Below are 13,485 nucleotides of genomic sequence, written 5' to 3'. Positions count from 1 at the left end.
GCCGGCTGCCCTGCCTTACGCAGAAGGCAGGTGAGCCATCAGCTGGTGATTGAGGTGCTCGCGCAGGCGCTCGTCCGGCAGCGACTCGAACACCGCACGGCAGAAGGCTGCGGTGAGCATCGCCCGCGCCTCGGTCAACGGAATGCCGCGCGAACGCAGGTAGAACAGCGAGCGCTCGTCGAGCTGACCCACCGTGGCGCCATGCGCCGCCTTCACTTCGTCCGCGTAGATTTCCAGCTCGGGCTTGGTGTCGATTTCGGCCTGGCCGGACAGCAAAAGGTTCTTGCTGCTCAGACTGGCATCGCTGCCATCGGCGCCCTGCGCCACCACAATGGCGCCGCGGAACACGCCGCGCGAACGCTGGTCGGCCACGCCGCGCCAGACCGAATGGGAAGCGGTGTTGAGGCCCTGATGGCGAATGGCCATCTGGGTGTCCACATGCTGGCGGCCGTTGAGAACGAATACGCCGTGCGTATCCAGCCGCGACTCGTCGCCGACCAGGGTTGCATGAAGATCGTGGCGAACCAGCGCACCGCCCAGCTCGAGCACATAAAGCGAAGCCTGTGCCCGGGCATCCAACTGAAGCTGGTTGTGACGCACCAGCGTGCTGCTCGCGGCGATGTCCTGCAGTGTGACGTGACGCAGTTTGGCGCCTTCGCGCAGCACGACGTCGGCCACCTGCGTGCCGAGATGCTGCTGGTCACCGCCGGAGGCATGATGCTCGATCAGCGAAAGCTCGGCGCCCTCGCCAAGTTCGATCACATGGCGCACATGCCACGCCAGAGCGTCCTCGGCCGGAGCGCCAATCATTAGCAGGTGCACGGGTTCGGCGATCTTGGCGCCAGCGGCCACGCGCAGCACGACACCGTCGCCGGCCAGGGCCGCATTGAGACGGGCGAACACGTCGCCGCCTTCGCGGTAATGACGCGACAGCGCAAAACGCAGCGGTTCCGCGTCGCCCTGCAATGCCTGCGACAGCGGCAGCAGGCTCAGGCCCGCAGGCAGTGCTTCGGTGCGCGACAGGTCGGCACGGAACACGCCATTGACGAATACCAGCGCCGGACCGTCGATGCCTGGCAAGGCGAAGGCCGATGCATCGACGTCACGCATGGCTGCCTGCGCGTCGCCCGGTGCAAACCGGCGCTGCCCCAGCGCGCGCAGCGCGGTGTACTTCCACGCCTCCATGCGCGTATCCGGCAAGCCCGCGGCGGCAAAGGCCTCAAGGTTCTCGCGGCGTGCCGCGTCAAGCCAGCCGATGGTGCTGCCGGGCAAGCTCGTCTGCGCTGCCGCTTCCAGCAGCGAATCGACGAATGGCGTGCGCTGCGGCTCGCTCATGCCGAGGCTCCGGTCAGTACGGGATCCTTATCCGCGACCCAGGCGTAACCGTGTTCTTCCAGCTTCAGCGCCAGCGTCTTGTCGCCGCTTTCCACGATGCGGCCGTCGGCCAGCACGTGCACAAAGTCTGGTTCGATGTAGTCGAGCAAGCGCTGGTAGTGGGTGATCACCAGGAACCCGCGCTCGGCCGAGCGCAGCGCGTTCACGCCCTGCGCCACTTGCTTGAGTGCGTCGATGTCGAGACCCGAGTCGGTCTCGTCAAGGATGGCCAGCTTCGGCTCCAGCACGGCCATCTGGAAGATTTCGTTGCGCTTCTTTTCGCCGCCCGAGAAGCCCTCGTTCACGGCGCGATGCAGCAGCTCGTCGGAGATCTGCATGATCTTCAGCTTCTCGCGCACGAGCTTGAGGAACTGCATGGAATCCAGTTCCTTCTCACCGCGCTGCTTGCGCTGCGCGTTGAGCGCTGCGCGCAGGAAGTAGGTGTTGTTCACGCCGGGGATTTCCACCGGGTACTGAAACGCCAGGAACATACCGGCCGCGGCGCGCTCTTCCGGCTCCAGCGCCAGCAGATCGACCCCGTTGAAGGTCACGGTGCCCTCGGTCACTTCGTAGCCGTCGCGGCCGGACAGCACATTGCCCAGCGTGGATTTGCCGGCGCCGTTCGGCCCCATGATCGCGTGCACCTCGCCCGGGTTCACGGTGAGCGTGAGGCCCTTGAGGATGTCCTTGCCCTCGACGCGGGCGTGCAGGTTCTCGATCTTCAGCATGTCAGATACTCAGGTGATGTCAGACGCCGGTGCCGTCGTTGCAACGCTGCAACACGACATAGGTGAACGCTTGTTCGTTGCCGGACGGCGTGTGGTGCACGTCGCGGCTGTGGGTAATCAGGGTGAAGGCCGGCTCAAACAAGGCGGCCAGCGATGCGGCGTCGTAGCGTGCGACGGGAAGTCCGCTGCAACGCTCCGGGCCATCCGCCGCGAACGTGCCGATGACGGCATAGCCGCCTGGCCTCATGGCGCGCGTGATCGACGCGACATAGCGCGACTGCTCGCCCGCATCGGTCAGGAAATGGAATACGGCGCGATCGTGCCACAGCGCATAGTGGCTCGCCGGAAACTCGTGATGCGTCACGTCGCCGACAATCCAGCGCACCGGATGCGCCAGTGCACCGAGGCGTTGCTGCGCTTCCGCCATCGCGACGGCGGAGAGATCGAGCACGCTGACGTCGGCAAAGTCGCGCGCCAGCAGATCGTCCACCAGCGTCGCCCGGCCACCGCCGACGTCGATCGCGGGCAGATCACGCGGTACGTCCAGCGCGTCGATAAGGCGCAGCGATTCGTCCAGGCGCGGGCGGAACCAGCTGGTCTGCCCTGCGTGCTTCTCGGCGTACACCGTGTCCCAGTGTGTTTGCCTGGTCGAACTCATCCCACCGCACCTTCCAGCGACACTTCCAGCAGCTTCTTGGCTTCCACGGCGAACTCCATCGGCAGCTCGCGAAACACCTGCTTGCAAAAGCCGTCGACGATCATCGACACGGCGTCTTCCTCGCCGATGCCGCGGCTACGGCAATAGAACAGCTGATCGTCGGAAATCTTGGAGGTGGTCGCCTCGTGCTCGACGATGGCGGTGGGGTTCTTCACTTCCATATACGGGAAGGTGTGCGCGCCGCACTTCTTGCCGATCAGCAACGAATCGCACTGCGTGTAGTTGCGCGCGCCCTCGGCGCCCTTCTCTACCTTCACCAGACCGCGATAGCTGTTGTTGCTGCGGCCAGCGCTGATGCCCTTGGACACGATCTTTGACTTGGTGCCCTTGCCGATATGGATCATCTTGGTGCCGGTGTCGGCCTGCTGACGATGGTGAGTGAGCGCCACCGAGTAGAACTCGCCCACCGAACGGTCGCCGCGCAGCACGCAGCTGGGATACTTCCAGGTGATGGCCGAACCGGTTTCCACCTGCGTCCACGAAATTTTGGAATCGTCGCCACGGCAATCGCCGCGCTTGGTCACGAAGTTGTAGATTCCACCGACGCCGTTCTCGTCGCCCGGATACCAGTTCTGCACCGTCGAGTACTTGATCTGCGCCTTTTCCAGCGCAACCAGTTCCACCACGGCGGCGTGCAGCTGGTTCTCGTCGCGCATCGGCGCGGTGCAGCCTTCGAGGTAGGACACATAGGCGCCCTCTTCCGCGACGATCAGGGTGCGCTCGAACTGCCCGGTATTGATCGCATTGATGCGGAAGTAGGTACTCAGTTCCATCGGGCAACGCACGCCCTTCGGGATGAATACGAACGAGCCGTCGGAGAACACGGCCGAGTTCAAGGCAGCGAAATAGTTGTCGCCGGTCGGCACCACGCTGCCCAGATACTGCTTCACCAGCTCGCCGTGCTCGCGGATCGCTTCGCTCATCGAGCAGAAGATCACGCCGGCTTCGGCCAGCTCTTTGCGGAAGGTGGTGCCCACGGACACCGAATCGAACACCGCATCCACGGCGACGCCGGCCAGCTTGGCGCGCTCGTGCAGCGGCACGCCGAGCTTCTCGTAGGTTTCCAGCAGCTTCGGATCGACTTCGTCCAGCGACTTCGGGCCCTGCTTGGGCGCGGCGTAGTAGCTGATCGCCTGATAGTCGATCGGACTCAGGCTGAGCTTGGCCCAATCCGGCGTCGGCATGGTGAGCCAGTGGCGATAGGCTTGCAGGCGCCATTCCGTCATCCACTCCGGCTCCTGTTTGAGCGCGGAGAGCTGGCGAATGATGTCTTCGGACAGGCCAGGCGGCAGGCTGTCGGTTTCGATGTCGGTGACGAAACCGGCTTCGTAGCGGCGGCCCAGCGCGGCGGCGACTTCGGCGTTGTCGCGAAGCGTGGCGGAGGTGTCGCTGCGGTCGGTGGTTTCGGTAGTCATGATGGTCTTCGTGTCGTCGAAAGCGGTCGCGGGATGAGATCGGGTCATCCGATCAGGTGGGCGTCGATGCGACGACTAGGGGGTTTGAGCATGTCGGAGAGGCTTACCGCGCGCAGCGCGTTGTCCACGACGTGGTTGACGTGTTGCCAGTTGGATCGCACGCCGCATTGCGACTCGCGGTCGCACTGGCCGACGGCGACGCTGCATTCGGTCATGCCGATGGGGCCTTCCAGCGCTTCGACGATCTGCGCCAGGGTGATCTCGCCAGCAGGGCGTGACAGCCGGTAGCCGCCGTTGACGCCACGGAACGACTCCACCAGCCCGGCGTGGCCCAGGGACTTGAGCAGCTTGCTCACGGTGGGGAGTTCCAGACGCGTCTCGTCGGCGATCTCCGCCGTGCTGAGCACGTCGTCAGGGTGGGCGGCAATGCAGGTCATCACCACCGTGGCGTAGTCGGTGAGGCGGCTGACACGAAGCATGGGGAGCGGCCAGGGGACTGCGTGAATCGGGACTAAAATGGTACTGATTTAAGCCTCGCCGGTCAAACCGCGGCGGTGCACCAAACGGGGGCGATGGCCTGAGTACACGCCCCGCTTTTGGGCAACCGGCGTGCCCGTCCTCCGGTACACACCTTCCCTCACCGTCATCCCGGCGAAGGCCGGGATCCAGTGCCTTTCCGCAACCCATTGAAGGCACTGGATTCCTGCTTTCGCAGGAATGACGGCGAGAGCGCCGGGCACCGTTCCGTCATTCCATGGCACGCATCCTGCTGCACCGCGACATAGACATCGCACGGGGAGCGTTGGGGATGAAGTGGATCACGGCCATCATCAAACCGTTCACATTGGACGACGTGCGCCAGGCGCTGACCGAGGCGGGGGTGACGGGTATGACCGTCACGGAGGTGAAAGGGTTTGGTCGCCAGCACGGGCACACCGAGCTGTATCGCGGCGCTGAGTACGTGGTCGATTTCCTGCCCAAGCTGAAGCTGGAAGTCGCAGTGGCCGACGAACAACTGGAACACGCTGTCGAGGCCATCATCGGCGCAGCGCGCACCGGCAAGATCGGTGACGGCAAGATTTTCGTCAGCGAACTGGAGCACGCCATCCGCATCCGCACGCAGGAGGTCGATGCCGATGCGCTTTGACGGAAAGTCGGCCAAATCGATGCTGGCTCTAGGCGCCCTGCTCGCCACGTCGCCTGCCTGGGCACAGGCGGCAACGCCCGCTCACATCGACAGTGGCGATACGGCGTGGATGCTTACCGCCACAGCGCTCGTGCTGATGATGACCATTCCCGGCCTGGCACTGTTCTACGGCGGCATGGTACGCGCGAAAAACCTGCTTTCGATCCTGATGCAGTGCTTCGCCATCACTGCGCTGGTCACGGTGCTGTGGATGCTCTACGGCTATTCGCTCGCCTTCAGCACCGAAGGCATGCATGCGGGCGTCACCAACCTGCACTCGTTCATCGGTGGACTGGATCGCGTGCTGCTGTGCGGACTCAAGCCGGACTCGCGCTACCAGACGGTGCCGGAGAGCGTGTACGTAATGTTCCAGCTCACCTTCGCCATCATCACGCCCGCGCTCATCATCGGCGCGTTCGCCGAACGCATGAAGTTCAGCGCATTGCTTTGGTTCAGCGGTCTATGGCTGACCATCGTTTACCTGCCAGTGGCGCACATGGTGTGGAGCGGCCCGGGTTCATTGCTGGGCGACCTGGGCGTGCTGGATTTCGCCGGTGGCACCGTGGTGCACATCAACGCGGGTATCGCCGGCCTCATCGCGTGTCTGGTGATCGGCAAGCGCCGCGGTTACCCCAACGTGCCGATGCCGCCACACAACCTCGGCTACACCGTGATGGGTGCCAGCCTGTTGTGGCTGGGCTGGTTTGGCTTTAACGCCGGTTCCGCAGTCGCCGCCAACGGCAGCGCAGGCATGGCCATGCTGGCTACCCAAGTCGCCACCGCCGCCGCCGCGCTGGGCTGGCTCGCCGCAGAATGGATCACGCACAAACGGGCCAGCGTGTTGGGCATCGTCTCGGGTGCAGTAGCGGGACTGGTCGCCGTAACCCCTGCCGCAGGCACTGCTGGCCCCGGTGGTGCATTAGTGCTTGGCCTGATAGCTGGTGTCATTTGCTTCTTCAGCGCCACGCGCCTCAAGCACAAGCTCGGCTACGACGACTCACTGGATGTTTTCGGCGTGCATGCTGTCGCCGGCATTGTGGGTGCTCTGCTCACCGGCCCACTCGCCTCGCCCAAGCTGGGTGGTTTTGGCACCGTCGAATCACTGTGGGGACAGTTGTGGATTCAGGCAAAGGGTGTGGGATTCACCGTGGCGTGGAGTGCAGTGCTCAGCCTGGTGATTCTCAAGCTGATCGATTGGACGCTGGGGCTGCGTGTGGATGACGAGCAGGAATTGATTGGCCTTGATCTCGCGTTGCATGAAGAGAAGGCATACAACCTTTCGTGACGCTTCGCTTCACCTTCTCCCCTTTGGGAAGAGAGTACTCGCGGGAAGGATTCAAACGAGCGTCACTCAGATTTGAAACCGGGGCGAGATTGACCCCTCACCCCAGCCCTCTCCCCAAAGGGGAGAGGGAGAAGTGTGGTACCTCGCGAAGTTCACAGTGCATGCCGAGAGGAAGCGAAGCGACGTTCCGCTTTAAGTCCTCTCCGCCATGGCGCGTTGCGAAGCGCTTGGAAGTACCCGCTGTGTAGCGGCGGAGGTTGCCAAGTAACAACGATCCTCAACCGTTCGGGCTTATCCCAGCGCAATGCTGCCAGCTCTTGAGGCCATTTTCTTTGGGTTACTTTTCTTTTGGGCCAGCAAAAGAAAAGTGACTCGGCCTCCGGCAGGAGGTCGAAACGCCCGCTGCGTAGGCGGCACGCTGGCGGGAACGCCATGTTCAGAGCCAAGAACAAAGTCACTGGATCCCTGCCTTCGCAGGGATGACGGTGAGGGGATTGAGCGCTACTGCGAGCACCCGACCTTTACCACCGTTAGGTGGCTCACCCCAACCCCCACTCCTGAGAGGCGAAAAACCCAAAAACCGCTAAGCTGCACGGCATCGCCACATTCAGCACGCCATGACCACCCTCCCCGACCGCGCCGCCACCCGCCTGGCCTGGACCCGCTCCGCTCTCGGTGACGCCACGCTCAACCTCGAGCCCGCCTCCTCTGATGCCAGCTTCCGCAGCTATTGGCGCACGCATCACGCCGGAAAAAGCTGGATCGTGATGGACTCGCCGCCCTCGAAGGAGGATCCGCGCCCCTGGCTGGCCATGGGTGAGCGTCTCGCTGCCGCGGGCCTGCACGTGCCTGCGGTGCACGCCAAGGACCTGGAACAAGGCTTTCTGCTGATCGAAGACCTTGGTAATCGTCTCTATCTTCCAGCGCTGAACGACGACACTGCCGACCAGCTCTACAGCGATGCCATGGATGCGCTGCTGCGCATGCAGACACGCATGGACTACGCCGACCTACCGCCGTTCGATCACGCGCTGTTGGTGAGCGGACTGGAAGTGATGCCGGAATGGTTTCTGCAACGGCACTTGGGTCACACACCCAGCTGCGGCGAATGGGATGTGCTCGAAGCCGCGTTCGGCGCAATCATCCGAAACGCGCTCGAGCAACCGCGCTGCTTCGTGCATCGCGACTATCACAGCCGCAACCTGCTAGTGGTTGACGACAACAACCCGGGCATCATCGATTTCCAGGGCGCCCTCGCCGGCCCCATCACCTATGACCTCGCCTCACTGCTGCGCGATGCCTACATCGTGTGGCCGCGCGAGCGCGTCGAAGGTTGGGTGGAGTCGTATCGGCAGCGATTACTCCAAGCCGGTGTGATCGACGAGAAAATCAGCCGCGAGCGCTTCCTGCGCTGGTTCGACTTCACCGGACTGCATCGCCATATCCGCGTGCTCGGGCAGTTCTATCGGTTGTGGTATCGCGACGGCAAGCCGGGTTATCTCGCCGATGTGCCGCGCGTGTATCACTACGTGGTGTCCGTGGCAGAGCGTTATCCGGAACTCGCAGACTTTGTCGCACTGCTGGAGCATCACGCCAATGGGCGGGATCTGACGCAAGTGGCAGCCGCATGAGCACCCGCAAACCTCAGTCTCCAACGACCGTCATCCCAGCGAAAGCTGGGATCCAGTGCCTTTTCCTCTTGCGTGGTGTAAGTCGCTGGATCCCAGCTTTCGCTGGGATGACGAGCAAAACATGGAAGCGCCAGGAAATGTCATGCGCCACGCCCTGATCTTCGCCGCCGGTCTCGGCGAGCGCATGCGCCCGCTCACCAATCACACGCCGAAACCGCTGCTGAGCGTCGGTGGCAAGCTGCTCATCGAGTGGCACCTCGAAAAGCTTGCTGCCATGGACGTGCATTACGTGGTGATCAACACCTCGCATCTCGCCGACCAGTTTCCCGACACGCTAGGCGACGGTTCGCGCTGGGGGTTGCGCATCCGCTACGCGTACGAAGGCCCGACGCCGCTGGAGACAGGTGGCGGCATGCTCAATGCGCTCCCTCTGCTCGGGCCGGAACCATTTCTGGTGATCAGCGGTGATGTCTGGACCGATGCGGATTTCGCCGCATTACCCACCGAACCACGCGGACTCGCTCACTTGCTGATGGTGGACAACCCGCCCCATCACCCGAAGGGCGACTTCCGACTCGATGAGCACGGCGTGCTGCATGACGACAAGGCATCGAGCGGCCTGACCTACAGCGGCATCGGCGTGTTTCGCCACGAACTGCTCACCGGCTGGCGTGACGTGATCCACGACGAGGGCGCACAGCAGCAACCGCCACGCTTCAAACTGAGGCGCCTGCTGGAACGGGCCATGACGCAAGGGCAGCTCCACGGCAGTCATTTCCATGGCGCCTGGACCGACGTGGGTACGCCGCAGCGCCTGCAAGAGCTCAACGAACGCCTGCTAGATGGGTGAAAGGTAGCTGTGCGCAAAATTTTGCCGGGTGGATGCCACGGGGCACCGGCGGTATCCTAAACCGCCCGGTTCTGTAGAACGCACCGCGTCGAGACTCTCACCTACAGGGCCGTATTGTTCTCCTGCAAGGTGTTGGCGATGTCTGAATTGTGGTCCCATCTGGTCAGCTGGTTTGCCAGCCACGGCGTGCTTCCGGTGCTGCAATATCTGCACCTCGAAGGGTTGGCCGGCGACCCCAACGACATCTCCGCCTCGCTGCTGATCGCCGCGCTCCAGCTGTGCATCATCGGCCTTATTTTCCGTCCGCTGGAAAGCGTCATGCCGGCGGAAAAATGGGCGGACCGCAAGCTGACCGCGGTCGACTTTCAATACACCGTACTGATGCTGGTGGGCATCTTCCCCATCTTCAGCTATCTGATACTCACGCCGATTGCCACCTACTTCGGTGGCCCGGATACCGGCCCCAGCGATGCCAGCGTCTCACCGCTCGCCCTCACCCACTGGGTGCCCTGGCTGAAGCAGCACCCGTGGCTGCTGTTCGGTTGTTACTACCTCGTCTACGACCTGGTGTACTACTGGATGCACCGCCTGCAGCACGCGCTGCCGTGGTGGTGGGCGCTGCACAGCATGCACCACAGCACCCGTCAGATGAGCTGCTGGACCAATGACCGCGGCAGCCTGATCGATGGCTTCCTGCAGTCGATGATCCTCGCCAGCGTCGGTATCGTGATGGGCGTGGAACCGGAACAGTTCGCGTGGCTGGTGCTATTGGGCGAGCTGGTGCAGAACTTCTCGCATGCCAACGTGCGCATCGATTTTGGCCCGGTGTTTGGCCGTCTGTTTGTGGCGCCGAAGTTCCACCGTCTGCACCACATGCTCGTCGATCCCACCCGCCCGAAGCTGCACAACTGCAACTTTGGCCAGGTGCTGTCCATCTGGGACGTGATCTTCGGTACGGCGCTTTATAACGAGCCGCTACGCCCGACCGGCGTGGGTGACCCGATGGTGGACGACGACAACAACCACAACCTGATCGGCCTGCACTGGAATGCGTTCAAGCGCTTCTGGGGCGCGGTGCGCCGCCCTGCCGGCTGGAAGTTCGGTGAAGTGGCGTTCGGGCCCAACTACGAACCGATCCCGGTCGACCAGCTCGACCTGCATGCGCTGGGGCATCACGTCTTTCAACAGGCACATGGCCCGCACGAAACATCGGGGGACGCCACCGAAGCACGCGAAGCCACCGAAACGGCCTGAGCTGCGGCACCTTCGCCACCCGCCTGCGGCAGGTATCACCGCAGGGCAACGTGGCAACTCGCTGTGCCTGGCGGCAGATGGCAACCCCATCAGGCAAACAAAAAGGCCCGGGATTCCCGGGCCTTTTCTTTTCCTGTCACCCCGTTGGCGCTTACGGACGGCGCGCCAGCTCCGGGTTTTCCTTGGTCTTGGGCATCAGATCCTGCTTGGACACACCCAGCCACAGCAGGATGGGGCTGGCCACGAAGATCGAGGACAGCGTACCCACCAGGATGCCGATCAGCATGGTGATGGCAAAGCCATGCACCGCCGGACCACCATAGAAGTACAGCGCGGCCATGGTGATGGCGGTGAACAGCGCGGTGATGATGGTTCGCGACAGCGTGTTGTTGATCGAGCGGTTGAGAATCTCTTCCGGCTCGGCCTTGCGGGCCAGACGGAACAGTTCTCGCACGCGGTCGAACACCACCACTTTGTCGTTGATGGAGTAACCGATCACCGCCAGTACCGATGCGAGCACGGTGAGGTCGAACTCACGCTGCACCAGCGCGAAGATACCCACAGTCACCAGGGCGTCGTGGAACTCGGTAACGATGGCAGCCACGGCAAAGCGCCACTCGAAGCGGATGCCGAGGTACAGGCCGATGCCGAGCACCACCACGACGGCGGCGACGATACCGTCGCTACGCAGCTCTTCACCGACGGCGGAACCCACGTAGTCGCGGCTCTTGAGCTTGGCGTCTGGGCGTACGGCCTGCAACGTCTTGGTGACGTCGTCGGCGATCTTGCCCAGGTCGACCTTGCCGCCAGTGGCCACGCCCGAGTTCGGATCGTCCTTCGGCTGCAGGCGGATGGAGATTTCCTTGGTGCCGCCGAGGCTCTGCACGATGGCGTGTTCCATGCCGCCCTTCTCCAGGGCTTCACGCACTTCACCGACCTGGACCGGCTGATCGTACTCGGCCACCAGCGATACACCGCCGGTGAAATCGAGACCGTAGTTGAGGCCCTTCACGGCGATGAGCGCGATGGAGGCGATCATCAGCAGGATGGCGATGCCGACACTGAACTTCCTCATGCCGAGGAAGTTCACGTTTGCGTTGTGGTTGAAGATTTCCATGTGTGCCTGTTCCTCTTCAGACCGACAGCGTCTTGAGCTTGCGATGACCGTGAATCAGCGCGGTGATCGCGTGCGTGACGGTAACGGAGGTGAACATCGAGGTCAGAATACCGATCAGCAGCGTCACGCCGAAGCCCTTGATCGGGCCCGAGCCCATCGTGGTCAGCGCCAGCGCGGCGATCAGGTGGGTGACGTTGGCGTCGAGAATGGTGGCCCACGCCTTGTCGTAACCAGCGCGGATGGCAGCCAGCGGCGTGGAGCCGTTGCGCAATTCTTCGCGGATGCGTTCGCAGATGAGCACGTTCGCGTCGATGGCCATACCCAGCGTGAGCACGATACCGGCGATACCCGGCATGGTCAGCGTGACGCCGATGGCCGACATCACCGCAACCAGAATCACCAGGTTGAAGAACAGCGCCACGTCGGCCACCAGGCCGAAAAGCTTGTAGTAGATGGCAGCGGCCAGCAGCACCAGCGCGAGGCCGAGCATCACCGCACGCAGACCCTTCTGGATGTTGTCCTGACCCAGGCTGGGGCCGATCACGCGCTCTTCGACGATATCCACCGGTGCAGCCAGCGAACCGCCCTTGAGCAGCAGAGCCAGCTCGGAGGCTTCCTTCGGGCTGCGCAGGCCGGTGGTCTGGAAGTTCTTGCCGAACACGCCGTTGATGGTGGCGTAGTTGATCACTTCCTCAGTGATCTTGGGCGTGCGCACTTCCTTGCCGTCGACCGTCTTGGTTTCGACGACGCGCTCCACGTACACCACGCCCATCGGCTTGCCGACGCTGCCGGTGGTGAAGTCCAGCATCTTCTTGGCGCCGGCGGCATTGAGCGTCACCGACACGGCCGGCGTGCCGCTCTGCTGGTCGAAGCTGGAGGAAGCATCCACCAGCTGGTCGCCGGTGACGATGATGTTCTTGCTCAGCAGGTAGGGACGACCGTCGTGATCCTTATAGAGGCGCGCATCCGGCGGAACGATGCCGCTGCGCGCAGCGTCCATGGCCTGCTGCGGCGTGCCGTAGCCTGCACGGTATTCCAGCGTGGCGGTGGCACCGATGATCTTCTTGGCCTCGGCCGTGTCCTGCACGCCAGCCAGCTCGACCACGATGCGGCTGTCGCCCTGCTGCTGGATGACCGGCTCGGACACGCCCAGCGCGTTGATACGGTTGCGCAGCGTGGCAAGGTTCTGGCGAATGGTGTTGAGCCCCAGCTCGCGCAGCTTGTCCGGACGCACCGAGGCATTGAGCGGGAAGCGGTCGCCGGTGTCGGTGCCTTCACGCAGAGCCAGGTCGGGGTACTCGACGGCGATGGCGTTGGTCGCCGCAGTGCGATCCGCGGCGGACTTCAGCACCACCGACACGCCCTGCCCGCGCTGCGCGTTGCGCACCACCGAGTCATAGCGAATGTTCTTTTCGCGCAGCAGGCTGCGGATGTCGTCCGCATAGCGCGTTTCCTGCTTGTCGATCACGTCGTCCTGATCGACCTGCATGAGGAAGTGCACGCCGCCCTGCAAGTCCAGACCCAGCGGCATCGACTTGGCGCCAATGGCGGTGAGCCAGCCCGGCACGGTGGACTTGAGGTTGAACGCCACGGTGTAGTCGTCGCCCAGCGCCGCCTTGATGGCGTCGGAAGCGCTCTTCTGCACATCCGGGTTGGCGAAGCTGGCCAGCAGATGGTCGTTCTTCAGCTCGATACCCGTGCTGGCGGCGTTCGCCTTCGTCAGGGCATCGGACACCTTCTGTTGAAGCGCCTGGTCAACCGTGCCGTTGCGATTGGCCGTGATCTGCACGGCAGGCACCGGCAGAAACACGTTTGGCAACGCGTAGATGATGCCAAACGCCAATACGATGGCGACCAGCGCATATTTCCAGCGTGGAAAATCACTCATGCCTTGAATCCGTCAAATGCCGCAGCGTGAGGCCGCCGC

The 13,485-nt window shown here is 63.3% G+C and carries 12 protein-coding genes; 5 read left to right on the top strand and 7 right to left on the bottom strand.

All coding sequences use genetic code 11. The annotated features are described in order from the left end of the window. Positions 1 to 15: 15 nt before the first annotated feature. The 5 genes from sufD to OQE56_RS06885 are packed head-to-tail and all read right to left on the bottom strand — an operon-like array spanning position 16 to position 4,714. A complete protein-coding gene (gene sufD / locus OQE56_RS06905; protein WP_267222821.1) occupies positions 16 to 1,335 on the bottom strand; it encodes a Fe-S cluster assembly protein SufD in 1,320 nt (439 codons plus the stop codon). Further along, positions 1,332 to 2,102, bottom strand: a complete 771-nt coding sequence (gene sufC / locus OQE56_RS06900; protein ID WP_267222819.1) for a Fe-S cluster assembly ATPase SufC — start codon at positions 2,100 to 2,102, stop codon at positions 1,332 to 1,334. Before sufC ends, sufD begins: the two co-directional genes overlap by 4 nt. 19 nt (positions 2,103 to 2,121) lie before the next feature. Beyond that, positions 2,122 to 2,760 (bottom strand): class I SAM-dependent methyltransferase, encoded by a 639-nt coding sequence (locus OQE56_RS06895; RefSeq protein ID WP_267222817.1) that lies wholly within the window; start codon positions 2,758 to 2,760, stop codon positions 2,122 to 2,124. Beyond that, positions 2,757 to 4,235 carry a Fe-S cluster assembly protein SufB gene (gene sufB / locus OQE56_RS06890; protein WP_267222815.1) on the bottom strand — a complete coding sequence of 493 codons (1,479 nt, stop codon included), beginning with the start codon at positions 4,233 to 4,235 and terminating at the stop codon, positions 2,757 to 2,759. Before sufB ends, OQE56_RS06895 begins: the two co-directional genes overlap by 4 nt. A gap of 44 nt (positions 4,236 to 4,279) precedes the next feature. Next, entirely contained in the window at positions 4,280 to 4,714 is a 435-nt protein-coding gene (locus OQE56_RS06885; protein WP_267222813.1) for an SUF system Fe-S cluster assembly regulator, read from the bottom strand. A gap of 329 nt (positions 4,715 to 5,043) precedes the next feature. Between OQE56_RS06885 and OQE56_RS06880 the strand changes: the two genes are divergently transcribed. From OQE56_RS06880 to OQE56_RS06860, 5 genes are all read left to right on the top strand, one after another. Then, a complete protein-coding gene (locus OQE56_RS06880) occupies positions 5,044 to 5,382 on the top strand; it encodes a P-II family nitrogen regulator (protein WP_267223400.1) in 339 nt (112 codons plus the stop codon). Then, a complete protein-coding gene (locus OQE56_RS06875) occupies positions 5,372 to 6,706 on the top strand; it encodes an ammonium transporter (RefSeq protein WP_267222811.1) in 1,335 nt (444 codons plus the stop codon). Before OQE56_RS06880 ends, OQE56_RS06875 begins: the two co-directional genes overlap by 11 nt. A 617-nt stretch (positions 6,707 to 7,323) precedes the next feature. Continuing rightward, positions 7,324 to 8,337, top strand: coding sequence for an aminoglycoside phosphotransferase family protein (locus OQE56_RS06870; RefSeq protein ID WP_267222809.1), 1,014 nt, complete (start codon positions 7,324 to 7,326; stop codon positions 8,335 to 8,337). Between the two features lie 142 nt (positions 8,338 to 8,479). Then, positions 8,480 to 9,187 carry an N-acetylmuramate alpha-1-phosphate uridylyltransferase MurU gene (gene murU, locus OQE56_RS06865; protein WP_267222808.1) on the top strand — a complete coding sequence of 236 codons (708 nt, stop codon included), beginning with the start codon at positions 8,480 to 8,482 and terminating at the stop codon, positions 9,185 to 9,187. 138 nt (positions 9,188 to 9,325) lie between these two features. After that, on the top strand, positions 9,326 to 10,441 hold the full coding sequence (locus OQE56_RS06860; RefSeq protein WP_267222806.1) for a sterol desaturase family protein: 1,116 nt from the start codon (positions 9,326 to 9,328) through the stop codon (positions 10,439 to 10,441). A 151-nt stretch (positions 10,442 to 10,592) separates the two neighbouring features. On the opposite strand, the gene secF is transcribed toward OQE56_RS06860, so the two are convergent. Both secF and secD read right to left on the bottom strand, forming a co-directional pair. Then, the gene (gene secF / locus OQE56_RS06855; protein WP_267222804.1) at positions 10,593 to 11,558 is read right to left on the bottom strand and encodes a protein translocase subunit SecF; all 966 of its coding nucleotides are present in this window, start codon (positions 11,556 to 11,558) and stop codon (positions 10,593 to 10,595) included. A gap of 16 nt (positions 11,559 to 11,574) precedes the next feature. Next, entirely contained in the window at positions 11,575 to 13,446 is a 1,872-nt protein-coding gene (gene secD / locus OQE56_RS06850; protein ID WP_267222803.1) for a protein translocase subunit SecD, read from the bottom strand. Positions 13,447 to 13,485: the final 39 nt, after the last annotated feature.

The organism is Dyella silvae (assembly GCF_026421305.1).
GTDB classification, from domain to species: domain Bacteria; phylum Pseudomonadota; class Gammaproteobacteria; order Xanthomonadales; family Rhodanobacteraceae; genus Dyella; species Dyella silvae.
Note: the sequence above shows the minus strand (reverse complement) of the source record. Positions and strands in the feature narration are given on the sequence as shown.